Annotated in this window: 22 protein-coding genes; 16 read left to right on the forward strand and 6 right to left on the reverse strand. The window is 68.5% G+C overall.

What is annotated here, in order from left to right:
• Nucleotides 1-33: 33 nt before the first annotated feature.
• Complete coding sequence (locus ABT294_RS48780; protein WP_350813371.1) at nt 34-1,041, reverse strand: Gfo/Idh/MocA family protein; 1,008 nt, start codon at nt 1,039-1,041, stop codon at nt 34-36.
• A 64-nt stretch (nt 1,042-1,105) separates the two neighbouring features.
• Nucleotides 1,106-2,152: a substrate-binding domain-containing protein gene (locus tag ABT294_RS48785; protein ID WP_350813372.1), complete on the reverse strand. Its 1,047-nt coding sequence runs from the start codon at nt 2,150-2,152 to the stop codon at nt 1,106-1,108.
• A 175-nt stretch (nt 2,153-2,327) separates the two neighbouring features.
• Here ABT294_RS48785 and ABT294_RS48790 point away from each other — a divergent pair, with 175 nt between their 5' ends.
• The 5 genes from ABT294_RS48790 (at nt 2,328) to ABT294_RS48810 (ending at nt 10,118) form a co-directional block, all read left to right on the forward strand.
• Entirely contained in the window at nt 2,328-3,617 is a 1,290-nt protein-coding gene (locus ABT294_RS48790; protein ID WP_350813373.1) for an ABC transporter substrate-binding protein, read from the forward strand.
• Entirely contained in the window at nt 3,599-4,567 is a 969-nt protein-coding gene (locus tag ABT294_RS48795) for a carbohydrate ABC transporter permease (RefSeq protein WP_350813374.1), read from the forward strand. The genes ABT294_RS48790 and ABT294_RS48795 overlap by 19 nt, the downstream gene beginning before the upstream one ends.
• Nucleotides 4,568-4,569: 2 nt before the next feature.
• Nucleotides 4,570-5,412: a carbohydrate ABC transporter permease gene (locus ABT294_RS48800; RefSeq protein WP_350813375.1), complete on the forward strand. Its 843-nt coding sequence runs from the start codon at nt 4,570-4,572 to the stop codon at nt 5,410-5,412.
• A 15-nt stretch (nt 5,413-5,427) separates the two neighbouring features.
• Entirely contained in the window at nt 5,428-9,195 is a 3,768-nt protein-coding gene (locus ABT294_RS48805) for an endo-alpha-N-acetylgalactosaminidase family protein (protein WP_350813376.1), read from the forward strand.
• Between the two features lie 671 nt (nt 9,196-9,866).
• The gene (locus ABT294_RS48810; RefSeq protein ID WP_350813377.1) at nt 9,867-10,118 is read left to right on the forward strand and encodes a hypothetical protein; all 252 of its coding nucleotides are present in this window, start codon (nt 9,867-9,869) and stop codon (nt 10,116-10,118) included.
• Between the two features lie 330 nt (nt 10,119-10,448).
• On the opposite strand, the gene ABT294_RS48815 is transcribed toward ABT294_RS48810, so the two are convergent.
• Nucleotides 10,449-11,090 carry a hypothetical protein gene (locus ABT294_RS48815; protein ID WP_350813378.1) on the reverse strand — a complete coding sequence of 214 codons (642 nt, stop codon included), beginning with the start codon at nt 11,088-11,090 and terminating at the stop codon, nt 10,449-10,451.
• On the opposite strand from ABT294_RS48815, the gene ABT294_RS48820 reads away from it, so the two are divergent.
• The 7 genes from ABT294_RS48820 to ABT294_RS48850 all read left to right on the forward strand — a co-directional run bounded on the left by ABT294_RS48820 (nt 11,062) and on the right by ABT294_RS48850 (nt 16,333).
• Nucleotides 11,062-11,634, forward strand: a complete 573-nt coding sequence (locus ABT294_RS48820; RefSeq protein ID WP_350813379.1) for a hypothetical protein — start codon at nt 11,062-11,064, stop codon at nt 11,632-11,634. The genes ABT294_RS48815 and ABT294_RS48820 overlap by 29 nt on opposite strands.
• A 246-nt stretch (nt 11,635-11,880) precedes the next feature.
• A complete protein-coding gene (locus tag ABT294_RS48825) occupies nt 11,881-12,366 on the forward strand; it encodes a MarR family winged helix-turn-helix transcriptional regulator (RefSeq protein ID WP_350813380.1) in 486 nt (161 codons plus the stop codon).
• A gap of 683 nt (nt 12,367-13,049) precedes the next feature.
• A complete protein-coding gene (locus ABT294_RS48830; protein WP_350813381.1) occupies nt 13,050-13,715 on the forward strand; it encodes a nitroreductase in 666 nt (221 codons plus the stop codon).
• A gap of 16 nt (nt 13,716-13,731) precedes the next feature.
• The gene (locus ABT294_RS48835) at nt 13,732-13,863 is read left to right on the forward strand and encodes a hypothetical protein (protein WP_350813382.1); all 132 of its coding nucleotides are present in this window, start codon (nt 13,732-13,734) and stop codon (nt 13,861-13,863) included.
• Between the two features lie 130 nt (nt 13,864-13,993).
• Nucleotides 13,994-14,560: an NADPH-dependent FMN reductase gene (locus ABT294_RS48840; RefSeq protein ID WP_350813383.1), complete on the forward strand. Its 567-nt coding sequence runs from the start codon at nt 13,994-13,996 to the stop codon at nt 14,558-14,560.
• Between the two features lie 139 nt (nt 14,561-14,699).
• Complete coding sequence (locus tag ABT294_RS48845; RefSeq protein ID WP_350813384.1) at nt 14,700-14,930, forward strand: hypothetical protein; 231 nt, start codon at nt 14,700-14,702, stop codon at nt 14,928-14,930.
• Nucleotides 14,927-16,333, forward strand: a complete 1,407-nt coding sequence (locus ABT294_RS48850) for a sensor histidine kinase (RefSeq protein WP_350813385.1) — start codon at nt 14,927-14,929, stop codon at nt 16,331-16,333. The genes ABT294_RS48845 and ABT294_RS48850 overlap by 4 nt, the downstream gene beginning before the upstream one ends.
• A 140-nt stretch (nt 16,334-16,473) precedes the next feature.
• Here ABT294_RS48850 and ABT294_RS48855 read toward each other — a convergent pair whose 3' ends face one another.
• A complete protein-coding gene (locus ABT294_RS48855; RefSeq protein WP_350813386.1) occupies nt 16,474-16,932 on the reverse strand; it encodes a DUF2871 domain-containing protein in 459 nt (152 codons plus the stop codon).
• A gap of 302 nt (nt 16,933-17,234) precedes the next feature.
• Between ABT294_RS48855 and ABT294_RS48860 the strand changes: the two genes are divergently transcribed.
• The 4 genes from ABT294_RS48860 to ABT294_RS48875 all read left to right on the forward strand — a co-directional run bounded on the left by ABT294_RS48860 (nt 17,235) and on the right by ABT294_RS48875 (nt 21,214).
• Entirely contained in the window at nt 17,235-17,603 is a 369-nt protein-coding gene (locus ABT294_RS48860) for an Mth938-like domain-containing protein (RefSeq protein WP_350813387.1), read from the forward strand.
• A 72-nt stretch (nt 17,604-17,675) separates the two neighbouring features.
• Entirely contained in the window at nt 17,676-19,193 is a 1,518-nt protein-coding gene (locus ABT294_RS48865) for a hypothetical protein (protein WP_350813388.1), read from the forward strand.
• Nucleotides 19,190-19,609: a hypothetical protein gene (locus tag ABT294_RS48870; protein WP_350813389.1), complete on the forward strand. Its 420-nt coding sequence runs from the start codon at nt 19,190-19,192 to the stop codon at nt 19,607-19,609. The genes ABT294_RS48865 and ABT294_RS48870 overlap by 4 nt, the downstream gene beginning before the upstream one ends.
• An 18-nt stretch (nt 19,610-19,627) precedes the next feature.
• Complete coding sequence (locus tag ABT294_RS48875; RefSeq protein WP_350813390.1) at nt 19,628-21,214, forward strand: MFS transporter; 1,587 nt, start codon at nt 19,628-19,630, stop codon at nt 21,212-21,214.
• Nucleotides 21,215-21,291: 77 nt separating this feature from the next.
• Here ABT294_RS48875 and ABT294_RS48880 read toward each other — a convergent pair whose 3' ends face one another.
• Together ABT294_RS48880 and eboE are read right to left on the reverse strand one after the other, a co-directional pair.
• On the reverse strand, nt 21,292-22,620 hold the full coding sequence (locus tag ABT294_RS48880; RefSeq protein ID WP_350813391.1) for an alkaline phosphatase family protein: 1,329 nt from the start codon (nt 22,618-22,620) through the stop codon (nt 21,292-21,294).
• Nucleotides 22,620-23,732, reverse strand: a complete 1,113-nt coding sequence (gene eboE, locus ABT294_RS48885) for a metabolite traffic protein EboE (protein WP_350813392.1) — start codon at nt 23,730-23,732, stop codon at nt 22,620-22,622. The genes ABT294_RS48880 and eboE overlap by 1 nt, the downstream gene beginning before the upstream one ends.

A 23,732-nucleotide genomic window follows, 5' to 3' on the forward strand; every position in this document is an offset into this window, starting at 1 on the left:
GGTGACACGGTCTTGAAGCGGTGCCGTCGCGGATCACGGCTGGCTGACGGTCTCCCGATCCTGGGAGACCGACGCTGACTTGCCGGAGGCCGCCGAGGCGTAAGCGGCCAGCACCGTCGCGACCACGGCCCGGCCCACCTCGGGACCGATGGCGGCGGGCCGCTCGCCGCGCACCGCGGCCGCGAAGTCGGCGAGCTGCTCGCGGAAGGCCGCCGCTACCTCGGCGTTGATGTCGCCGGGCGGGTGCGCCTGCTCGGCGCGGTCCGGTGTGGCCACCCAGACGCCCTCGGCGCGGGAGGCGCGCAGGGTGCCGCGCTCGCACAGCACCTCGACCTCGTCGACCTGCGGCATCGCCCCGGTGGTGACGGAGACGGTGGCCATGACGCCGTTCGCCAACTGCAGGTGAAGCAGGCCCTCTGTCTCCACCGGCGTTCCTCTGTGCTCCAGCCGCGCGGTGACGCGCACTGCGGGCGCCCCGGCCAGCCAGGTGGAGCGGTCGATGCAGTGCGCGCCGATGTTCATCACCGCACCGCCACCGGCGAGCGCCGGGTCGAAGAACCAGGCGGGCCTGCGCCCCGGTCGGTAGTCGGTGGCACGCCTGTCCACGATCGCGACCGGCCTGCCCAGTTCGCCCGAGTCGATGATCCGCTTGGCTATGGCGGTTATCGGCAGGTAGTGCTGGATGTGACCGAGGAAGAGGACGACGTCGGCGCAGGCGGCGGCCATGGCGTCGCAGTCGGCCAGGGAGGTGGCCATCGGCTTCTCCATCAGCACGTGCACCCCGGCTCTCGCCGCGTCGAGCGCGGGCGCCAGGTGCAGGGCGTGCGGGGTGCAGACGACCAGTGCGTCCACCGCACCCAGCATGCTCCGGTGGTCGGAGTGCACCTCGGCTCCGGTGAGCGCGGCCAGTTCGGTGGCCCTGGCGAGATCCACGTCGCAGACGGCGCTGACGCGCACCTCACCGGCCAGGGCCAGTGCGGCCTGCGCATGGAGCCTGGCCACGCCGCCCGCGCCGACCAGGCCGAGCCGTACAACACCCATGGATTTTCCTCACGCTCGGGGAACGTGATCACTTTGACCTAAGTCATTCCAGAATTCAACCCCATCAAGGGGAATGAATTCCCGTGGAGTCACGAACGACCAGTTGCGGGACGACCAGGCGCTGCTGGAGGGGGGCGTCCCGGTTCGCCAGCCGGTGCAGGATCGTCTCGACGGCCAGGCGGCCGACCACCGCCTTGGCAGGCGAGACCGCGGTGAGCGGCACCTCGGACAGGTCGGCCACCTCGTCGTCGTAGCCGATCACCGACAGGTCCCCCGGTACCCGGAGGCCGCGCCGGACGGCGGCGCCGACCAGCAGCGCGGCCTCCCGGTCGGCGAAGCACAGGGCCGCCGTCACACCCGATCCCACCAACTCGTCGAGGAAGCGCTCGACATCCGCCGCGGTCCAGCGCTCCAGCGTGCGCTCGGCCGCTGGTGTCAGGCCGACGCCCGCCAGCGCCTGCTCGAAGCCCTTGAGGACCTGCTCGGAGTGCGGGCTGGTGCGGGCCATCCAGGCCAACCTGGTGTGGCCGTGCGCGAGCAGGTGGCGCGCCCCGCTGTAGCCGCCGGCCGCATGGTTGGAGCAGACGAACTCATAGACGTCGCTGCCCGAGCTGAACCTGCGTTCGACCAGCACCACGGGGAGCGGCAGCCCGTCGAGGTACGCGTGCGGATCCGGCCGTCCGGCCAGCTCGGGCACCAGCAGCAGCGCCTCGGCGCCCGCCGTGACCATGCCCTCGACGGCCTTCTCCTCCTGCGCCGGGTCGTAGCCGGTGCTGCGCAGCAACATCTGGCAGCCATGCGCGGCCAACTCCTGCTCGATGCCGGCGATGATGCGCGGGTAGTAATACGTCATCGATGGCACGGCCACGCCGATCACCGGCCCGCTCTGCGCCGCGCCCGGCTTGACGTAGGTGCCCGAGCCCTGCCTGCGGTAGACCAATCCCTCTGTGACCAGGAGGTCGACCGCCCTGCGCACAGTGTTGAGGCTGACGCCCTGCTCCGTGGCCAGCTGCTGCTCGGTGGGCAGACGGCCCCCCGGCCACCTCAACTCTGCGATGCCTCGGCGGAGCTCGTCCGCGAGCACGCGGAACTTCTGCCTGCGCTCGTTCACTGTGCCTCCCCGAGCATTCTGGCCGACCGCCCGCTGGAGCTGGGGCTTTCGCCGATTCCTGGGATGTATCGGCTCAATAACAGCATAATTCATTCCTAAGAATGTGTTGACCTACGGGATGACTGGGCACAGAATCTCCACAACATCCCCCCGCAAGCAACGGTGGTCATCCGCGATGAAACTCCACACGAGGGGCGCAGCCGCGCTCGCCGCGCTGTCGATGGGCCTCACCGCATGCGGCGGCGACGGCGGCTCCGGTGACGGCAAGCAGTTCACCTACTGGTCGATGTACAAGCAGGACGAGGTCCGCGCGAAGATCGTGCAGGACGCGGCTACCGCGTTCAGCAAGGAGACCGGCATCAAGGTCAACGTGGTCTTCCAGGGTCGCGAGAACCTCAAGAAGCTCCAGCCGACCCTGGTCGGCGGCAACGTCGGGGCCGATCTGGTGGACGGCGCCGCGTTCAACGTGCTCAACCTGCTCCAGGTGACCGGCAACGCCGCGGACCTGTCGGATGTCTACGCCGCGAAGATCACCGGTGAGGACAAGACCGTCGCCGAGGTCATGCCCGACACCTACGAGCGCCTGGTCACCGATGGTGGCGCGAAGTACCTGGTGCCGGTGGCCGTGCACTCCTGGCAGATCTTCTACGACGCCAGGAAGCATCCCCGACTGGCCCAACAGCCGCCGCAGACCTTCGACGAGCTGCTGGCCGTCCTGGACGAGCTCAAGCAGCAGGGCAGGAAGCCGCTCGCACTCGACGGTGACATCCCCGGCTACGTGACCAAGTGGGCGGCCACCCTGCTCATCCGCGAGCTCGGTCCGGGCGGGCTGACCAAGGTGCTACAGGACAGGAGCGGCGCCGGCTTCGACGACCCGGGGGTGCTCAGGGCAGCGGCGTACATGGAGAAGCTCGGCAAGGGCGGGTACTGGGCCGACGGGTGGGACGCCAGCAAGTTTCCCGCGATCCAGCAGAAGTGGGCGCAGGGCAAGTCCGACCTGCTGTTCATGGGCACCTGGGCGCCCAGTGAGACCGGTGAGATCGCGGGCAAGGAGTTCGAGTACCGGTCGTTCCCGTTCCCGAAGACCGCGGCCGGCCACGACTCACAGGAAACCACGCTGTTCGGGTTCGCGATTCCGAAGAAGGCGCGCAACGCCGAATCGGCCAAGAAGTTCATCGAATTCTTCCTCAACAAGAAGTGGATGGACCGGATCCCCGCCGAAGACAAGGTGCTCAGCGTGCGGGTCGACACCAGCACGCCGAAGGAACTGGCTGACACCAAGAGGACGCTCGACAGCGCCACCTCTGCGCACTTCGCGCTCGACGGCGTGCAGAAGATGGGCGACTGGGAGACCAAGATCTTCAACCCGATGTCGAAGGAGATCATGGCCGGGCGGCTGTCGGCAGCCGACTTCGTGGCACAGCTCAAGGCCAAGACCGTCGAGTGGTGGAAGGCCAACGCCTGATGGCGGCCGAGACCGTGGCCACCGTCGCTCCGGTGGGCATGACCAGGGCAGCGGCGGACGCCAGCCCGCTGGCGCGGTCGAGGCGGCGGCTGTACGGGCCGTTCGTGCTGCCCGCCCTGGTGATCTACGTGGCGGTGTTCATGCTGCCGGGCCTGTTCACGTTCGGGCTGAGTTTCAGCAAGTGGGCGGGCGCCGGGCCGATCGAGTGGGTGGGCCTCGCCAACTATCGCAGGCTCTGGTACGACGACGTCTTCGCCACCTCGCTGGTCAACACCATGCTCATCCTGTTCGGGGTGGGCGCGCTGACCTTCCTGTTCAGCTTCGGTCTGACGATGGTGCTGCGGGAGATGGCCGGGCGCAGGTTCGTCCGTGCGGTGATCTTCTTCCCCAACGCCGTCTCGGCGCTGGCCATCTCGATCCTCTGGGGCTTCCTCTTCCAGGCCGACGGGCTGATCAACGCGCTGCTCGGCGCGATGGGCATCGACACACCGCCCAAGTGGCTGGCCGACGACAACCTGTTCTTCGTCATCTGCGCGGGCCTGGTCTGGATCAACACTGGCTTCTACACGACCATCCTGATGGCGGCGGTGGACCGAATCCCGATCTACCTCTACGAGGCGGCCGATCTGGAGGGGGCCACGTCCTGGCAGAAGTTCAGGAACGTCACGCTGCCGCTGATGTGGGACGCGGTCGCGGTCAGCGCCACGCTGTGGGCGATCAGCGCAATCAAGATCTTCGAGTTCATCTACGTCTTCGCGGGCGCCGCGGGCGCCGTGCCGACGACCAAGGCCTGGACCCTGTCGCTGTACGCCTACGCGGAGGCGTTCCAGCCGACCGGCGAGTCCAGGTTCGGCGCGTCGGCCGCGGCCACGATGGTGACGCTGGTCCTCGTCGTCGTGCTGACCCTGGTGACCCGCCGGGTCACGCGCCGCGACAGCCTGGAGTACTGATCATGGCCTCTGTTCCCCGCCGGCTGCGCCCCCGCCACGCCGGGTTCACCGTCGTCTGGCTCGTCGTCGCCTTCGACGTGCTCGTCCTGCTCTGGATGGTCCTCTCGTCGCTCAAGACAGCCAGGGAAATCTTCGCCGGCCCGTTCTCGCTGCCCGGCTCATGGCAGTTCGAGAACTGGGCCCGTGCCTGGGAGGTCGGCGAGTTCGGCCCGGCCACCCTGCGGACCGTGGTCGTGGTCGCGGCCACAGCGGCCGGCACCATCGCCGTCGCCGCACCCGCCGCCTACGCGCTCAGCCGCCTCCGCACCAGGACCGCCTCACCGCTCACCTCGTTCTTCGCGATGGGGCTCGGCGTACCGGTGCAGGCCATCGTCCTGCCGCTGTTCGTCGTGCTGTCGCAGGTCGGGCTGGTCGACACCATCGGCGGCCTGATCATCGTCTTCATCGCCACCTCGATTCCGTTCGCCGTGTTCTTCCTGACCGCGTTCTTCCGGAGCTTGCCCGGAGATCTGGAGGAGGCGGCGGCCATCGACGGCGCCACCCCGTGGCGTACCTTCTGGCAGATCATGCTGCCGCTGGCCCGCTCGGGGATCGTCACGCTGCTCATTCTCAACGTCATCCAGCACTGGTCCGAGGGCTTGCTGTCGCTGATCTTCCTACAGGACCCGTCGCAGCAGACGCTCCCACTGGCGCTGCTCGGCTTCCTCACCCGCGTGCAGTACAGCGGAGCCGACTGGGGCGGGCTGTTCGCCGCCATCGGCATCATCATCCTGCCGCTGCTGCTCATCTACATCTGGCTCGGTCGCCGGATCATCGAAGGAATGACGCTCGGCAGCGGAAAGTAACGAGAGGAACCCCCCGTGAAAGCACATCTCGCCGTCGCCACCATGGTCACCGGAATGCTTGCGCAGTTACTCACCGCGCAACCCGCCAGGGCAGACGACGACCTCGTCACGATCTCCTCTGGCGAGCTGGCCGTCCGTGTCGACCCGGACTTCCCACGCGTGGCCGGATACACCTGGAAGGCGGACGGTTCCGTCCTGCCGGGTCAGGCGCAGGACATCGGGCAGATCCTGGTCAACGGCACCGTTTACACCCCCAAGAGCAAGGGAGAACGGTCCGGCGACGCCGTCGACTACACCCTCGACGTGGCCGAGCTCGGCCTCAGCATCGAGGCCAGGTTGAAGGTGGAAGGCCACGAGCTGGAGTTCGCCGTAACGAAGATCGACGAAGGCCGGACGAAGCTCCACACATTAGCCATCCCCGACCAGGGCCTGGTCGCGGTGGGCAGCGACCAGCCGGGGGCGCGGCTGAGCGAGGCGAGGCTGCCCATGACCACCGCATACGAGCATGAGGATGACTTCGACCGGTACGCGGCGGTGACCGACCTCCCGGTGGACACGGCACCGCGCGGCACGACGTACGCCATCGTCAACACCGACAGGCTCGCCGCCTCGCTGGAGACCAACTCCCTGTCCGACCAGTCCCGGCTGCTGGTGCGGACCACGGAGAAAGACGGAGTGAAGACCACCGCCGTGTCCAGCGGGGAGTGGACCTGGCGGCCGCAGCCCGTGGACGGCTACCAGGCTCGTCCGGCCGACCTGCCCTACACGAGAGTCGTCCTGACCTCCGACCGCAACCGAGACGGGGCCGTGGACTGGCAGGACGGGGCGATCGCCTACCGGGAGATCATGTATGTGCCGCTCGGGGCGGAGCGGACCAAGGACTACGTGGTCTCCAACATCGAGTACAACACCAACAGCTTCGCCAGCCACCCGTTCCTGCGGGTGCTCGACGACGTGAAGAAGGGCAGCAACCTCACCGACGGGCTGGGGCAGCTCGTGCAGCTCAAGGGATACCAGGCCGAGGGGCATGACAACGCCCATCCCGACTACGGCGGGCACATCAACGCCGGAGCGGGCGGCAAGGACGACCTCAACGTCCTCGTCCAGCAGGCCAAGAAGTACGGCGCGGCCATCGGTGTGCACATCAACTCGACCGAGGCCTACCCCGATGCCCAGAACTTCCGCTGGGACATGACCAACGGCCCTACCGACACCGGCTGGATCTACCGCGATATTTCGTATCACATCAATCGTGACAAGGACGTCCAGTCCGGGGCGCTGAAGAAGCGGCTGGACCAGCTCAAGGCGGATGTCCCCGGTCTGTCGTTCATCTACAACGACGTCTACTTCGGCCGCGGATACAACGCCTACGAGCTGGCGCGCATCCAGCGGGAGAACGGCTGGATGCTGCACACCGAATTCGAGGAGTTCCTGGACCGGGACACGCTCTGGTACCACCGCTCCGGCCAGTACGCCAAGAACGGCATCCGCTCCAAACTGATCCGCTTCATCCAGAACCATCAGCGCGATGTCTGGTACCGCGACGACGCCACCCTGCTCAAGGGGCTGTCGAACCTGTCCTACGGTGGCTGGCAGGGCCAGACCGACCTGGCCGCCTGGCAGCGGAAGATCTTCACCAACAACCTGCCCACCAAGTACATGCAGCACTTCAAGATCATGAAGTGGGGCGATCACCGCGTCGACTTCGAGGGCGGGGTGTACTCCACCGACGCCGCCGGCGTGTGGCAGCTGTTCAAGGACGACGTAAAGCTCGCCGAAGGCGACACCGTGTTCCTGCCGTGGGACCCGGAGAAGGAAACCAAGATCTATCACTGGAACGACGCGGGCGGCACCACGACCTGGACGTTGCCCGAGCGCTGGCGCTCGCGGCCGAGCATGACGTTGTACCGGCTTACCGGCACCGGAAGAACGGCCCCGGTGACGCTGCCGGTGACCGACGGCAAGATCACCATCCAGGCTGAGGCCAAGCAGCCGTACGTGATCTACCCTGCACCAGTCGCGCCCGGCCGGACCGACTGGGGGCACGGCGCACTGGTCGACGACGGCTCCTTCAACAGCGGCACTCTCGACGCCTGGCAGGCCGACGGACAGACGGCCTCGATCAGGACGAGCGAGCGAGGCTGGCAGTACGCTCACTTCGACGGCACGGGACGGATCATCCAGGAAGTCGACGGCCTCAAGCCGGGCACCTACTCCGCCTCTGCCTATGTCAGAGTCACCGGCCGCGCGCCCGCCACGATCGGTGTCGCGGAGTACGACGTGAAGAAGACCACTGACGTCTCGCCGGCCCCGTTGAAGGACCCGGTCAACGTCTGGAACAACACCGCCTTCCAGAAGATGTGGGTCACTTTCACCGTGCCCAAGGGGCAGCGTAAGGCGACGATCTTCCTCGAGGCTGGAGCGGGCGGTGTCGACTTCGCCGACGTCAGGGTCAACCCCACCAAGGTCAGCGAGAAGGCCGCCCATCACTACTTCTACGAGGACTTCGAGGCCGCCGACCGCGCCTGGGGGCCCTTCGTCAACAGTGAGGGCTCCGGTGCCGACAATCCGCACAGCCACCGGGCCGAGCGGCACGAGGGTTACACCCGCGATGTGATCGATGGCGACTATTCCTTCAAGTCCTTCCAGCTCCCGGCGGGCGACGTGTGGCGCACCATCCCGCAGACCATCACCTTCCAGCCGAACCGGATCTACCGGATCGGGCTGAAGTACCAGGACGATCGGTCGGGGCAGTACCGGATGCAGGTTCGCACCGAGTCGCCCGCGGCCACCCTGGTGGACGACCCCATGCCCGCCACCACGGATCGGCGTCTGGACAGCTGGCCTGCCGCCACCGACCCCAAGCCGGGCGGGTGGGACGACTCCTACCCACCGCAGCGGAGCGCGCCCAGCCGCGACTACGCCACGATCTTCACCACCGGTGGCCGGGAGTGCGGCGACCCCTATCTCGCGCTGACCTCCACCGGCGGCACGGGCGCCATCACCGTCGACAACCTGGTCGTCGACGACCTCGGCCCGGCGCCCACATCCGGAGGATGTCCTGCCACTGGAGTGGGCACGGTCGCATTGGCCCCCTTCGACGCGGAACCCGGCCGGACCGCCAAACTGACCGCCACCTTCACCAACCACGGTGCCGCGCCCGCCACCTCGGCCGGGATCGAGCTGACCGGGCCTGACGGCTGGCAGCTCACCCGCACCTCGCCGCATGAGCCCGTCACCGTCGAGCCGGGCCGGACGCTCACAGCCACCTACGACCTCGCCGTTCCGGCCGACGTCAAGCCAGGCGGGTACGCCGTACACGCCCAGGCCAGTTCGACCTACCTCGACAGGAGCACCACCGCGGCGGCACGCCAAGCCGTCACCTTCGGCTGCCGGATCGGCATCCGGTGCGAGGCCGAGGAGGCCGCCTACAAGGGCGCCGTCATCGAAACGCTGCCCCGCGACTTCAGCGGCGACGGCTACATCAACCTCGACAGCGGGCCCGGCAACTACGTGGAATGGACGGCCGACCGCATCGAAGCAGGCACCTACACCCTGGCGGTGCACTACGCGCTGATCAACGGCGACAGGCCGCTGACCCTGTCGATCAACGGCAAGACCGTTGGCACCTACTCGTTCCCGGTGACCGGCTCCTGGTCCACGTGGACCGACTTCACCACCAAGGTCCAACTGGGCGCGGGCGCCAACAAGATCAGACTGACCACGGCCGCTTCCGATGGCCCGAATCTCGACTATCTCACCGTCGCCAGAGACGGCTCATAAAGGCTGGTCAGCCATGCTCGCGCACCGTCCGATCCGGCGGCTGCGCGGCATGGCTGACCGGTTCGCTCCATCGCGAGCGTCTCTCACGGCCCAGCCGATGACCATGCGTCCTCGTACTCGAACGACGCTGTGCCGCGACCTCCGGTGACGAGGGCCAGGCCGAACATCGAGCGCGGCCTCTCCCTCATCCCGAAGTCCGTGCCGGATCAAGGGGAACTTCGAGTTCCGGCCTCGGACGAGGTCGGCGATTGCACGGGCAGCGAGTTCCCGGTGGACGGCTGACGGGTATTTAGGTAGATCTTTCTACATATCGCCCACTTGGGCATGTGTCGGACAATACCTCTGACCTGGGCTTTTACTCTCGGCGGAGCTGTTGGGCCTCTCTTGAAGCACGCTTGACCTGCGGATATGGCAGGGTACCCTCGCCGTACCACAGGCTTCCGGTTTATTCGCATCAGTCCTGAGTCATCCCCCTTGTCAGGACTTATGTGCATAAATCCGGCTTTGTCCGGGAGGTTCCTACGCTTCCATGACGCCAGAGATGCTGAAGTTCATCGAACTGCTCCACACCCAGCTCGGCTATTCCGGCAGGGGCGAATCATCCACCAGGCAGTGGTACGGCCACAACGCCGAGTTCGACGCTGAGTACGGCTCGGCCCTGTGCGCGCGGAATGGTTCCAGGAGCGGGGAGCCTGGGGGACGGTCCCGGCGTCCGGCCGTTCGTCCTCCACGACCGGAGCGGCACGGGCCAGATCGCCGGCATCGACCACGCGGGCGTGGTGACGAAGGTGGCGGGCGGCACGATCTTCACCATCGAGGGGAACACCGACGGCGGCGTCGTGAACCGCGGGGAACACGATACGAGCAGTGTCGTCGCGTACGGCTATCCGGAGCACGTCCAGTCCCACCTGGACGAAACCTGATCGGACAGCCGGACGGCCCAGGAGCGGCCCGGCCCTTACGCGCCCCAGCAGCCCCACAACCGGCTCACCGAGGCACGGTCCGGCACCCACAGGCCCTGAACGCACCAACCAGACCACTGAGGCACGGCGCGACACTCACATGATCTACGAACAACCCGGCCCCCCGACACCCCGCCAGCCGCACAGCACCCACGTGGGCCAAGAGCGGCTGCCCGGTGACAAGACGGTCCGGAAACCCCACGACCAGACCTCTCAGGCAACCGATGACCAAGCGACCAGCCAGCCCACCGGTGACCGGCCGGGCACGGACGCCGGAGACCGCCCGCACTCTCACAAGGAGTCGTTCCGCCCCCTGAGCCCCGGCGCCAAGCGGGACGACTCCCACTCGTCCTCTGCCACGGCCCTTCCCACATCCGCACCGACCTGGGCTTCGGACACGTCGCCGACAGCGACCGCCCCAACCCCCGAACCTCCGACCGCCACGGCCGCCCCAGCTCCGACCTCTTCCGACGCGACGACCGTCACCCCTACTCCGACCTCCGACACCCCGTCAGCCACGGCCACCCCAACCTCGACATCTGGCACGCCGTCAGCCACGGCCACTCCAAAGCCGACCTTCTCCGAGACGTCCCCCACGGCCAGCGCGGCTCCGACCTCCGACGCGCCGTCAGCCACGGCCACCGCAGCGGTGCCGCAGGCGGCTCCGGAGACCACAGCCCCTTCGCCGACGGCCGAGCCGACCTCCTCCCCAACCGAGCCGACGGCCACCTCGCCGACCACTACCCTCTCGTCCGCCAAGCCGACCGTGACCTCCGCGGCCGAGCCCGTCGCCGAGGAGGCGACCCAGGCCACGCCGACGGCGTCCAGCACCACGGCCGTGACCGCCTTCCCCACCCACCTCCACACTGCGGCTACCGGCCCATTGCCCAGCTTGTTCACTCCGATGGTGATCGCCTCGGCCGTGGTGGCCATGGTGGCGGTGCTCGTGATGCTCGCCGTGGCCAAGAACCGCCGCCGGATCCGCTCAGCCGCCGTCGCGTACATGGCGCCGAGCCCGTCCACGCCCGCTGCCCGCCATGGCGCCGCCGAGCCCGACGAGGGCAGTCTGTGGAGGCGGGAACTCCTGGAAGCCATCGAGGCCGCCGCCGCGCTGCCGTTCGACACCGTCGCACCCAGCGAACAGGACAGCGACCCAACCGACACCCCCGCTCCCGCCGAGCAGACGAATCGGCGACCCGAGACCGGCCTGGGCCCTCAGGAGGAGCCCGCCGCCTTGACCGAGCCGGTTGAGGTCGTCATCCACACCGGACCGCTGGAGTCGATCGCCGACACCGGACCGCTCGAGCGCATCGTCATCCCTGAGGCGACCACCCCGTTCGACGCCTTCACCTCGGACGAGAGCACCCCCGAGCCGACGTACCGCGGGCGCAGGCGACGCAGTGGGCACGCCGCCGGCGATGAGGGTGCCGCCCCCGACACGTCCGACGGTGTTCAGGGGCCCGTTTCGGAACGTTGACCCGGTAATTGATCTCAGCCGGTGAGGCTGCCTCTGGAACTTGGGCCGCCGCAAAACCGCCTCAGCCCACGCACAACCGAGTGAGGCTGGCGGGCACCGAAAGAGCTCACAAACGAGGGCGCTGCGTATCGAGATGACAGTATGTGTCCGAGCGATCTCGGGCACTGCGCCGCTGTCTGGCCACAGGCCGCATTTGATTTCAAATGATACCGTATCAAATGAAAGGATCGCGGGTAGTATGGCCTCATGACCGGCGATGTTCCCCACAGAACCGCTGCCTCGCGTGCGACCGACCGCCCCGGGGACACCTCGCCTTTCGCTCTCGGCTTGTTGCTGCGCCAGGGGCACTGGCGCGCGGCCGCGGTGATGGCAGAGGCACTTCGGCCGTTCGGCATCGAGTTGCGGCATTTTGCCGTGCTGATCGTGCTGGTCAACCGCGGGCCCACAGTGCAGCGGGACTTGGCGGCGGCGACAGGGTCAGACAAGGCGGGAATCATGCGCGTCGTGGACGACCTGGAGCGCAAGGGGCTGGCCGTACGCAAGGCCGTTCCGGGCGACCGGCGCGTGCGGGCAGTGGAGATCACGCCTCAGGGCGTCGAGCTTTTCGATGCGGCCCACGTGGCGGCGGAGCCGCTGGCCGAGCGACTGGTTGCCGAACTTGGGCCGGGCGAGCCCGAGCAACTGAGGGATCTGCTGAGTCGGCTTGCCTATCCCGCAGGCGGGGAGGCGTAAGCAGCGTCGGCTGCCTGCCGCGTGGTCGCGCTTCGTCTCGTGCGGTTTTCACGCCGAACCCGGCCTTGAAGGCTGCGACATCGCCGCCCTGGCTTTGGACGGTGGGCAGGGGCTTGGTTGCCGACGGGGATCGAGCCGTCCTCGCCGGCGAGGTGGTCGATGCAGTGCGGATTGCCCGGACTTCGACCCATCTGGCCCGTGTAGTCGGACAGGACGGGGATGCCGCCGTCCGATCCTGTCCGCCGTGGCCCGCGACGATCGACGTGAAGTCGCAGGTTCTGGTGCCAGAGGCCGGACCGGGTGCCCATGAACGCCTTGGACCGGGCCGCGACATCGGCGAACCCAAGCGGGTGCGCCCAAGATGACGCGTCCGCTATAGCAGTTCCTCATGCACCACCGCGGGAACGTGCCCGGCGTCTGAGACGTGCTCGGCCCGGGTGTGGGGCCACCCGGACGCGCCTCAGGCGGACCTCAGCCCTGGAGATGCCCGTCGGCACGCTGAAGGCTGTTCCAGGAGCGGCGGGTAGTAGGCGACGGTCGCGGTCGCTCCCTGCGCGAGCCGTCTTTCCTCCGATGCGCCGAGTTCATATGCACACGCAACGGTATTGAACGATACCGTCATGAATGATACCCTCGCGAAGGTAACGAAATTCGCTGCGTTGAGCAGATGGAGGTCGGTGATCTTGGATCTCTATGAAGCGGTGTCGAGCCGACGGGCGGTGCGTGGATTCACCGATCGGCCTGTCGCGAGGGACGTGCTGGAGCGCGTGCTGTGCGCCGCGGCTTGGTCGCCGTCCGGATCGAATCTCCAGCCCTGGCACGTCTACGTGCTGACCGGTGGGCCGCTGGCCGAGCTCAAGAAGCGCGCCGGCGAGCGCGTGGCCGCAGGCGACCCCTGGGACGAGCGGGAGTACGAGATGTACCCGCCCGCACTGAAGTCTCCGTACCACGAGCGCCGATCCGCCTTCGGCAGGGAGCGCTACAGCGCACTGGGCATTACGCACGAAGACTGGGAGGCACGCCAGCGGGCCGCTGCCGACAACTGGCAGTGCTTCGGCGCCCCCGCCGCCCTGTTCTGCTACATCGACCGCGACATGGGCCGGGCCCAATGGGCCGACGTCGGCATGTATCTGCAAACCGTCATGCTGCTGCTGCGCGCCGAAGGGCTGCACAGTTGCCCGCAGATGGCGTGGTCGGTGTATCGCAAGACCGTCGCGGAGATCCTTTCACCCCCCGGCGAGCTCATCCTCTTCTGCGGCATGTCGATCGGGTTCGAGGACGTCACGGTGGACTACATCCGTACGGGCCGGGCTCCGCTCGACGAGACGGTCACGTTCGTCGAGGGTTAGCCCACTGGAAGGGATCATGAACGCCGAACAAGTCGTCGTCATCGGAGCCGCCGAAGGCATGGGAGCCCTCCCGGCCGGATGGTTCCTGCGCAACGGCGCAGGCCGCTTACCGGTGCAATCGTGCGAGGAGATCACTCCTGGCGCCTGACGACGCGTCCTCGGAGATCAACCTCGCCCTATGAAGGAGCGGGGCTGAGGACGTGTCATCAGCTTCGGCTCCGGCACCGCCTTCATCACCATCCAGAAGTGGCACGTTCATGCCTTTGAGAGGAAATGCAGTGACTTACACCGTTGGTTACATCGTCGGGAGCCTGTCCCAGAAGTCGATCAACAGGACGCTCGCTCTTGCTCTGAGCCGTCTCACGCCGCCGGAACTCCGTCTCACGGAGATCCCCATCGACGAGCTGCCCCTCTACAGTCACGACCACGACCCGAGCTACCCCGCCGTGGCCCAGGAGTTCAAGGACGCGATCAAAGCCTCCGACGCCCTCCTGTTCGTCACCCCCGAGTACAACCGGTCCATCCCGGGCGCGCTGAAGAACACCATCGACTGGGCAACCCGGCCCCATGGATCCAATGTGCTCGCCGGCAAGCCGGCCGCGATCATCGGAGCCTCACCCGGCCCGATCTCCACCGCGGTAGCGCAGCAGCACCTCAAGACCATCCTCTCCTTCACCAACTCCCCGGTCATGGGCCAGCCCGAGGCATACATCCAGTTCACCAAGGGACTGATCGACGACAACGGCGACATCCAGGTGCCATCCACCGCCGAATTCCTGACCGGATACCTGCGGGCCTTTACGGCGCACATCCGACGCCACCACCACGACATCCCGGACCTGTAGATCGCCCAAGAGTGAGCCTTGATCGGCGCTGATCGGGCCGGCCGCGCCGGCTCCAGTCAAGCGCCGAACTCATCAGCCAACCCCGCTACAGCACCACTGAGCCGACATACCCATCACCGACGGGAGGAGAACCATGTCCTTGATCGTCAGCGAGATCCTGTTCTGTACCGCCATCGCCGCGGCGTTGGCCGTGGTGTTCCTGTACCGGCGGACACCGCCCCTGTGTCAGGACTGCTCGCCGCAGGAGCGGCAGCTGCTCGTCCTGCTCATCCGCGATGAGATCGACGAGGAGGAATACCGGCGCCGGCAGGACTTGACCGGCCGAGCGACTGGCAGGTTCGCGGACACATGCGGCGAGCTGACGCCATGAGTCCGGGCTCATCGCTGCGGCGGCTGCATCTGTGCTCGACCCGGGCCCGGCTCACCGTCCTGGCCATGGCCACGGCGATCGTCATGCTGGTGCCGATGGGCATGGTCGGGGCATCGGCAGCCACACAAGCGTCAGCCGACCCCAGCTGGTCAGGCGCCCGCGAGCAAGCCGGGATCACCGCCGCCGCAGCCGAGCGCCGGAATCTCTCAGGCCTGATCGAGACGCAAACACCCGGCATCGATCTGATCCAGGTAGTGGGAGCCGATCATCGTGTCATCGCGGCTTCGCCCGCAGCACGCGGTCGGGACCCGCTGAGCCAGGTACGCCCCTCACCGGACCACCTCCAGGCCGACGTCGAAGTGTGCCCCAAGAACGCCGACGGACAGTGCCTGCGTCTGACCGCCGTTCGCCTCTCACCCGCCCCCACCTCCCCGGTGGTCTACGCCGGCCGGATGGTCTCGCCCGCGCCGTCCCGGACGTTCCGAGCGCTCTGGACCGCCCACATCGCGCTGCTGATCCTCCTGGCCACGGCGGCGACGTGGAAGATGACCAGCCGCATGCTGGGCCCGATCCAGCTCATGCGCGCGCAACTGGCCGCGATCAACGTCAGCGACCTGAGCACCCGCATCCCGCAACCGCCCGGCCGCGGCGAGATCGCCCAACTGGCGCACACCATCAACCACACGCTCGGGCGTCTGGAGCAGGCCAAGTCCTCGACCGAACAAGCTCTACAGCGGCAACGCCAGTTCGCCTCCGACGCCTCCCACGAGCTGCGTACCCCGCTGGCCGGCCTGCGCGTACGCCTGGAGGAGGCCCAGATGCATCCCCGCGACACCGAACTGCCTGACCTGATCGGGCACGCGCTGGAGGACCTGGATCGGGTTCAGGCCATCATGACCGACCTGCTGCTGCTCGCCCGGCTGGGCGCCACCGCCCCCCAGGCCACTCAACATGTCGATCTGACCACCCTGATCCGCACCGAGACCAGCCGACGTGCCGATCGTCACCCGATAGCCTTGGACCTGGCCGACCGGGTCGTCGTCGACGCCGTGCCGGGGCAGATCGCAAGGGTGCTGACCAACCTGCTGGACAACGCGCAGCGGCACGCCACCAGCCAGGTACGGGTACGGCTTCGCCACTCGGCGACGCACGCGGAGTTGGCGGTGAGCGACGACGGCGACGGCGTTCCTCCGGCGGACCGAGAACGGATCTTTCAGCGGTTCGTCCGCCTCGACGCCGCCCGCAGCCGCGACCGCGGAGGCACCGGCCTGGGCCTGGCCATCGCCCGGGACATCGCCACCGCCCACCACGGCACCCTGCACGTCGAGCAGGCCGCGATCGGCGGGGCCGGCTTCATCCTGCGCCTGCCGCTGAGCACCCCCGCCGAGCAAACCGGCCCATAGCCACCGGCCAGACGGCAGACCGCCCCCCCACGCCGGCCCAGTGCAGAATGGCGCAGGGCACGGTCAGGAACGGCCATCCGGGCGGTTTGGTGATCATGCGTCACCCTGACGCCCGCGACGGCCGCCCAGAGGTCCGGTCGCTAGAGGGCCGAAGGTTGTGCCGTGTCGGCCGGAGCCGGGTCGCCTGCCGACGCGGGTTTGGCGGGAATGCGCTTGCCCAGGGTGACGAACAGCAGGATCAGGCCCACGGTCAGGAGAATGTGCCCCAGTCCGGAGACCCCCGCGATGGCTGCACCGCTGGGGTGGCCCAGAACTGTCAGGGTTCCGTGGAGGAGCATCATGGCGACGGTCAGCGCCAGGCCGACGTTGTAGATCCAGAAGAACCAGCCGAAGAGTCGACTGGAGGTCAACGCGAACAGCTTCTCCAGGGCGAGGACGATGAGGAAGAACAGCATCCCGAGCGCGAGCACGTGCGTGTGGACGACGCCGAGCTGCGTGTCGCCGGTGAAGCCCGTCAACTTGGTGATCTCGCGGTAGTACAGGCCGCTGACCAGCCCAAGGATCATGTAGACGTGAGCGATGTTGAGGATCTTCCTCATGTGTGCTGACCTTCACTCTTGCGCAGGTTGAAACGGGTGCGGCCCCGCTGGGTACGAATCGTGGGGGGTTCAGTTGGATTCGGCGGGGAGGTCTGCGTTCACCGAGTCCTCGATGCCCTCGCGGTACGTGCTCCGGGAAGAATCGGACAAAGGTCCGATTGCGCTTCGAGACAGTAATGGACTGTGGTCCGAGTCCGCAATACCGCCGAAGCTGCTCCGCACCCCCGGCCGAAGGAACGCCGACGAAGCCGGGGAGACGGGCGTAACCGCACTTCGCTCGCGATGCCGAGTAGTCTCGCCGTATGGAGCGTCGATCGCCGTTGATCACACATATCTCCTGGGGCCGGACGGTGGTGGAGGGCCTCGGCGAAGGCAAGGACTTCAAGCTCTACCCAGGCGGCGGACGCCCCTGGGACTGGAACGAGACCGGCACGAGGCACACTCCCGGCATCCAGCCTGCCGACGTCCAGGAACTGCTCGACAACGGCAGCCAGGCGATCGTCCTTTCCCGTGGCATGCACGTGGTCCTGCAGACGTGCCCCGAGACGCTGGACCTCCTGATGGAGACAGGTGTCGAGGTCTACGTCGAGGAGACGACGGCCGCCGTCCAGCGGTACAACGCGATGGCGGAGACCGTCCCCGTGGGCGCGTTGATCCACTCCACCTGCTGATCTGAGGCATGGTCCGGAACAGCGTGCGCGATTCTGGTGGGTATCACGGCCTTTGCGCTACCTTTGATCTTCGTGTCCCACGGAGATCTGACGCCGGAGCTGCTCCACTCCTCCGTCTGGGCGGACGGGCTGGTGGCGTCGTCGGGGATTCCCGTCCATGACATGCCGCTGGTGTCGGTGGGCGGAGGGCTGGGCTCGTTCACGCTCCTGGACGTCCTGCGCATCCGCGGCGTGGCGGCCTCGGCCATGCGGGTGCTGTCGACCAGCGACACCCCCTGGCAGACCTGGGAGTACCTGACCCGCGTCTCGCAGTTGCCCTCGCACGAACGCATCCGCTCCGACTCCGGGGCGCGCCCCGACAACATCTGGGGCTTCCCGTCGTACGCGGTGCAGGAGGCCTGGCAGGACCGTTCTGTCAAGCCGGTGCTGCAGGTACTCACCGAGCCGATCCTGGCCGACTTCTACAGCCCGCGGGCCGGGATGGCCATCCGGAGCGTGCAGCGGGAGGCCGACCGCATCGGCTACTGGGAGATGCTGGCCAAAGGCCAGGTGCGGATGGTCAGGAAGCGGCTGGGCGGCGGCTACTTCACGGTCTTGACCCCGCCGGCGGGCAGCGGGCCGACCAAGCGGGTGGCGCTGCGCTCGCAGTACGTGCACCTGGCCGTCGGGTATCCGGGGCTGAAGTTCCTCGACGACCTACAGGAGTTCCGACAGCGGACGGGCGAGCGGTATCGCCTGGTCAACGCGTACGAGCCGCACGAGCACGTCTACGACCAACTCCGCGCGAGGCCCGGCGTCGTGGTCGTACGCGGCGCCGGGATCGTGGCCTCGCGGGTGTTGCAACGGCTCATGGACGATCGGGAGCGGTACGGGCTCCAGACGCAGATCGTGCACCTGTTCCGCACGTACGTCACCGGAGCGCACGGCCCTCATGCGTTCATGCGGCGCAAGGGCGGCGACGGCTGGGCCTACCAGGCGTTCACCATGCCGAAGTCGGCGTTCGGCGGCCAGCTCAAGGCCCGGTTCCGCAAGGCCTCGCCGGAGGAGCGGGCGAGGTTGGCGTCGCTGGTCGCCGGTACCACCACCCCCAAACTGGCCCGCTGGCAGGAGCAGATGAGCCGGGCCCGGCGCGGGAGCTGGTACCACCCGGTGCAGGCCTTGGTCGACCGCATCGAGCAGGCGCCGGACGGCCGGCTGGTCACCCACACGCGCAGCGCCGGCTCCGCGCCCATGCAGTATGTCTCGGACTTCATCATCGACTGCACCGGACTCGAGGCCGACATGCCCGAGCATCGGGTGCTCGACGACCTGCTCCGGCACGGCGGCGCGCGTCCCAACAGGGCGGGGCGGCTGCAGGTGGGCCCGAACTTCGAGGTGCTCGGCGCGGAGAGCGGCGATGGCGCGCTCTACGCCTCCGGCGCGGCCGCCGCGAGCAACCACTTCCTGGCTGTGGACAGCTTCCTCGGCCTGCAGACCGCGGCCCTCGACATCGCCGACGACCTCGCCGGGCGGGGGTTCTGCAAGCCGCTCGGGCCGTTCAGGTCGGTGTCCCAGTGGCTCAAGTGGGCGGGGAACAGGAGGCTTGCGTGATTCCCACGCTCGCCGGGCGGGTGCAGACCCGGCTGTTCGTGCTGGCCACGGTCGGTGCGGTGCTGACCGCGCTGCTCACGCCGCTGCTGCCGATGTCCTTCCGGGACGCCTACGTCGTCCTGCTTGCCGTCGCCGTGGTCGGCATCGGCTGGGAGGCGCTGTACCACCTGATCATGCAGTTCCGCTGGGACAAGGACTGGCCGACCTTGTTCGGGCTGGTCACAGCCGTGCCGGAGGGGCTGCTCATGTGGGTGCTGCTGGATCTCGGGCTGGTACCAGGGGTCCGGGGGCCGATGGCCTGGTGGGCGTTCGCGGTGCTGTTCGCGGTCGTCTGGCTGGGCCAGTGGCTGTTCGTGAACGGTCCCATGCGGGTGCTGTTCGTCAAATGGCGGCTCCGGGGGGGCCGCCTTCTGTGATCACATGAAGGGGGAGCGATGGGCGGGATCGAGCTGGCTCGTCCGCTGTACTTCTGGCTGGGCACGCTGGCCGTCGTCGCGGGGGTGGTCCTGCATCTGCCGATGTACGTGCACGGTGCGGAGATGCACTACCGGCTGGCCGGGATGCCGATGGACCTGCCGATGACGATCGGCATGGCGCTGATCGTCGTGGGGCTGGTCGTCACCGCGTACGGGCTGGTGCCACCGGGCGCCTTCCGGGCCAAGCCGGCCGCGGAGGTGCGGGTGCGCGCGCTCGATGACGCGCGGATGCGTCCGGCTCACCTCGGGCTCATCCTCGTCATGTCGGTGGCCGTGGTGATCGACGCCATGAAGCCGATCACGCTCGGCTTCGTCGCGCCCGGCATGGCCAAGGAGTACGGGCTGAAGTCCGCGTTGAACCCCGCGGGTGAGCTGCCCGTCGCGCTGCTGCCGCTGGCCGGCCTCGCCGGCACCGTGCTGGGCTCGCTGCTGTGGGGCTGGATGGGCGACAAGATCGGCCGCAAGCCGTCGATCCTGTTCGCCGGAGTGCTGTTCATCGGCACCGCCATCTGCGGCGTCATGCCGGACTTCGAATGGAACCTGGCCATGTGCCTGGCCATGGGGCTGGGCGCGGGCGGCATGCTGCCGATCACGTTCTCGCTGCTGGCCGAGACCATCCCGCCCCGGCACAAGGGGTGGGTGATGGTGCTCATCGGTGGCAACCTGGCCGTCGCCTACCTGGCGGCGAGTTGGCTGTCGGCCTCGCTGGCGCCGGAGTACTCCTGGCGGGTGCTGTGGCTGGTCGGCCTGCCGACCGGCGTCGTCCTCATCCTGCTCAACCGCCTCATCCCCGAGTCGCCGCGCTTCTTGCTGGCGCACGGCCGCGACGCCGAGGCCCGCGCGGTCATGGCGCGGTTCGGCGCCGCCGCGGCTTCCGTGGAGGAGGTGGAGCGGGTCGAGGACGAGCAGGACGGCGGCTATTCGAGGCTGTTCCGCTGCCCGTTCACCGGGCTCACGGTGGCCGTGGTGATCCTGGGGCTGAGCATCGGCCTGGTCACCTACGGCTTCCAGCTGTGGATCCCGTCCAACCTGCAGCGGCTCGGCCTCGACCAGCAGACCGCCGACCGCGCGCTACGCGACTCGACGCTGCTCGGCCTGCCGCTGATCTTCATCTCCGCCGCCATGTACGCGCTGTGGAGCGCCAAGAAGACGATCGTCACGCTCTCGGCGCTGGTCGGCGCGGCACTGGTGGTGCTCTCGTTCGCGGGCGAGACGCTGGCGCAGGACCGCACCTGGCTCTACCTGCTGCTGGCCGGCCCGATCGTGGGGACGGCGGCGATCTCGGCGGTGCTGGCCGCCTACAGCTCGGAGATCTACCCGACCCGGGTGCGCTCACGCGGCTCCGGGCTGTCGGCCGGTGTCGGCAAGTTCGGCGGCGTGGCCGTTACCGGCGTGCTGGTGGCGGGTGCGGCGGCCCCCTCCGTCGGTACGACGGCGCTGCTCGGGGCGGTGCCCCTCGTGCTGGCCGTGGTGGCGGTGCTCGCGTTCGGCGTCGAGCCGGCCAAGGGGCCGGCCGAACCCGCCGTCGTGGTCACCGAGGCGTAGCCTTCCTCGCGGGCCACGGCGCCGTAGTCGCTGGTCCGGCCGGCTTCACTCCAGATGCGGGTTCCGCGTCGCTGTCGTCAGCGCGGGAGAAGCAGCGCCGTGAGCAGATCCTTGACCTCGGTCGCGTCGTAGGCGTCTCGCTCGAAGGGCCCGAGCAGTACGGGGCCGTCGGCGGGATCGTCGGGGAGGCGGCCGTGGCTGCCGCGTACCGGGGCCGGATCGAGCGGCACCACCGGCATCGTGTAGCGGAACCCGAGCCGCTTACGGACCAGCGCCAGGCCCGCGCGGACCTTCACGAGCGGGTCGGCCGGGTCCATGAACAGCTCGGCGGGGTCGTAGCCGGGCTTGCGGTGGATCTCGACGAGCCGGGCGAAGTCGGGCGCCCGGTCGTGGGCGAACCAGTAGTAGTACGTGAACCACGCGTGCGGCTCGGCGACCGCGACGAGTTCGCCCGCACGCTCGTGATCGAGCCCGTACTTCGCCTTCCCCGCCTGGTCGAGGACTTCGTCCACGCCCGGCAGTTCGGCGATCACCTCGCGTGCCCGGCCCAGGTCGGCGCTGTCGCGCACGTACACGTGGGCGATCTGATGGTCGGCCACCGCGAAGGCTCGGGACGTCCACGGGTCGAGGTATTCCATTCCCGCCTGGGTGTAGACCTCGAGCAGCCCGGCCGACCGCAGCGCCCTGTTGATGTCGACAGGCGTCGTGGCGTTGGTGATGCCGTACTCCGACAGCACCACCACGGTGGCGTCCTCGGCGAGGAGCGGAGCGAGGACGGCGTCCACGGCCTGGGCCGCCGCGACGGCCTCCGGTCCGTCAGGGCCGTACCGCTGCAGGTCGTAGTCCAGGTGCGGGACGTAGACCATGAGCAGGTCCGGACGCTCCTCGCGCAGGATGTGACGGGCCGCGGCCACGATCCACCGAGAGGAGGTGATGCCGGCGGTCGGCCCCCAGTAGCTGAACAGAGGGAAGGGGCCGAGGCGGCGTTCGAGGTCGTCGTGCAGGGAGGGCGGCCGGGTGTAGCAGTCGGGTGACTTGCGGCCGTCGGCGTGGTAGATCGGGCGTGGCGTCACGAGCAGGTCGCTGGGGGCGCCCATGGCGTACCACCAGCACACGTTGGCGGTGCGCAGGCCGGGAACGGCGTCCCAGAGTTGGCCGCCCTCGATGAGCGCGTTGTGCTGGCGCCAGAGGAGCACCTCGCCGAGGTCCCTGAAGTACCAGCCGTTGCCGACGATGCCGTGCTCGCGTGGAAGCGCGCCGGTCAGCAGGGTGGCCTGCATGGAGCAGGTGACGGCGGGAAGAACGGGCCGCAGCGTCGCGGCGGCGCCGGCCTTCGCGACGTGGGGCATGTGGGCGAGAAGCCGCGGGGTGAGTCCCACCACGTTGATCACGAGCAACGGCGGCATCACAGCTCCTTGAGTCCGACGGTGTTCAGCTCACGACGCGTCCAGTCGAGTTCGGCGGCGATGCCCTCGACGAGGTCCACGGACGTTCCCGGCAGGACGTTCCAGGTGTAGGTCTCCACCTCGACGTGCCGGGTCAGAGGGGAGCCGCCGCCGAACAGGGCGTGCAGCAACTCCCTGAGATAGGGAGCCGTGGTGGTGAGGGGTGGCGGCGGCGCGGCGTGCAGCGGCATGTGGAAATGCACACGCCAGCGCTCTTCCCGGGGCAGCCCGCCGGCGAGGGCGGCCTCCAGGTCGTCCACCGCTCCGCTCGGCGCGCGGGTCTGGTGGAGGAAACGGCGTTCGTCGAACGGCGCCAGTGCGGCCTGGCCGCCCGGCGGCGCCTCCAGCGCGCAGGACGCCTGGACCTTCACGATCGGGAGGCCGAGGTTCACGGCGTCACGGGCCGCCTCGAAGCCCATGGCCAGGTGGCATGCGTCGAGGCAGACGCCCAGGTGGTCGCGGTCCACGTCGCCGAGCAGCCGGGTGGCCTGCGGCGTGGTCTCCACGATGCAGCCTGGTTCGGGCTCGAACCCCAGCCGGATCAGCTTGCCGGTACGCCCGGCGAGCGCGCGCAGGCCCTCGGCGACGGCGTGCACGTTCGCCATCGCCGTCGTGGCGCTGTCCGCCGTCCACTCGGTACGCCAGGCGAGGGGAAGGGTGGAGATCGTGCCCTCCGCGACATCGTCCGGCAGCAGCCGGGCGAGGATCTCCGCCAGGTCGAGCGTGTAGCGCACCCGCTCCGGCGAGGACCAGTCCGGATAGTAGACCCGGTATTTCACGACCTCGTCATGAAAGCCCCGATAGGGAAAGCCATTGAGCGTCACCACCTCCAGCCCGAGCCGGTCGAGCGCGGCGCGCAGCCGTAGGAGCTCGGCGCCGTCGGCGAGCAGGGTCCTGGCCGCCCCATGGGGCAGCCACAGGCCGATCCCGAGGCGGTCGACGCCGAGCACGTCCCGCACGCGCGCGGCGAAGCCGGTGAGCTGGGCGTGGATGCCGGGCAGGTCCTCGGCGGGGTGAACGTTGGTGCAGTAGGCGAGGTGGACGGTCGAGCCGTCGGGATGCCGGAAGCGCAT

It is taken from the genome of Nonomuraea sp. NPDC000554, assembly GCF_040300065.1.
Lineage (GTDB): Bacteria > Actinomycetota > Actinomycetes > Streptosporangiales > Streptosporangiaceae > Nonomuraea.

Excerpts from the sequence above, each read along its gene's own strand:
- ABT294_RS48780 (WP_350813371.1), bottom strand. The coding sequence starts at position 1,041 with ATGGGTGTTGTACGGCTCGGCCTGGTCGGCGCGGGCGGCGTGGCCAGG.
- ABT294_RS48790 (WP_350813373.1), top strand. The coding sequence starts at position 2,328 with ATGAAACTCCACACGAGGGGCGCAGCCGCGCTCGCCGCGCTGTCGATG.
- ABT294_RS48800 (WP_350813375.1), top strand. The coding sequence starts at position 4,570 with ATGGCCTCTGTTCCCCGCCGGCTGCGCCCCCGCCACGCCGGGTTCACC.
- ABT294_RS48810 (WP_350813377.1), top strand. The coding sequence starts at position 9,867 with ATGGTTCCAGGAGCGGGGAGCCTGGGGGACGGTCCCGGCGTCCGGCCG.
- ABT294_RS48820 (WP_350813379.1), top strand. The coding sequence starts at position 11,062 with ATGGTGATCGCCTCGGCCGTGGTGGCCATGGTGGCGGTGCTCGTGATG.
- ABT294_RS48815 (WP_350813378.1), bottom strand. The coding sequence starts at position 11,090 with ATGGCCACCACGGCCGAGGCGATCACCATCGGAGTGAACAAGCTGGGC.
- ABT294_RS48825 (WP_350813380.1), top strand. The coding sequence starts at position 11,881 with ATGACCGGCGATGTTCCCCACAGAACCGCTGCCTCGCGTGCGACCGAC.
- ABT294_RS48835 (WP_350813382.1), top strand. The coding sequence starts at position 13,732 with ATGAACGCCGAACAAGTCGTCGTCATCGGAGCCGCCGAAGGCATGGGA.
- ABT294_RS48850 (WP_350813385.1), top strand. The coding sequence starts at position 14,927 with ATGAGTCCGGGCTCATCGCTGCGGCGGCTGCATCTGTGCTCGACCCGG.
- ABT294_RS48855 (WP_350813386.1), bottom strand. The coding sequence starts at position 16,932 with ATGAGGAAGATCCTCAACATCGCTCACGTCTACATGATCCTTGGGCTG.
- ABT294_RS48860 (WP_350813387.1), top strand. The coding sequence starts at position 17,235 with ATGGAGCGTCGATCGCCGTTGATCACACATATCTCCTGGGGCCGGACG.
- ABT294_RS48875 (WP_350813390.1), top strand. The coding sequence starts at position 19,628 with ATGGGCGGGATCGAGCTGGCTCGTCCGCTGTACTTCTGGCTGGGCACG.
- ABT294_RS48880 (WP_350813391.1), bottom strand. The coding sequence starts at position 22,620 with ATGCCGCCGTTGCTCGTGATCAACGTGGTGGGACTCACCCCGCGGCTT.
- eboE (WP_350813392.1), bottom strand. The coding sequence starts at position 23,732 with ATGCGCTTCCGGCATCCCGACGGCTCGACCGTCCACCTCGCCTACTGC.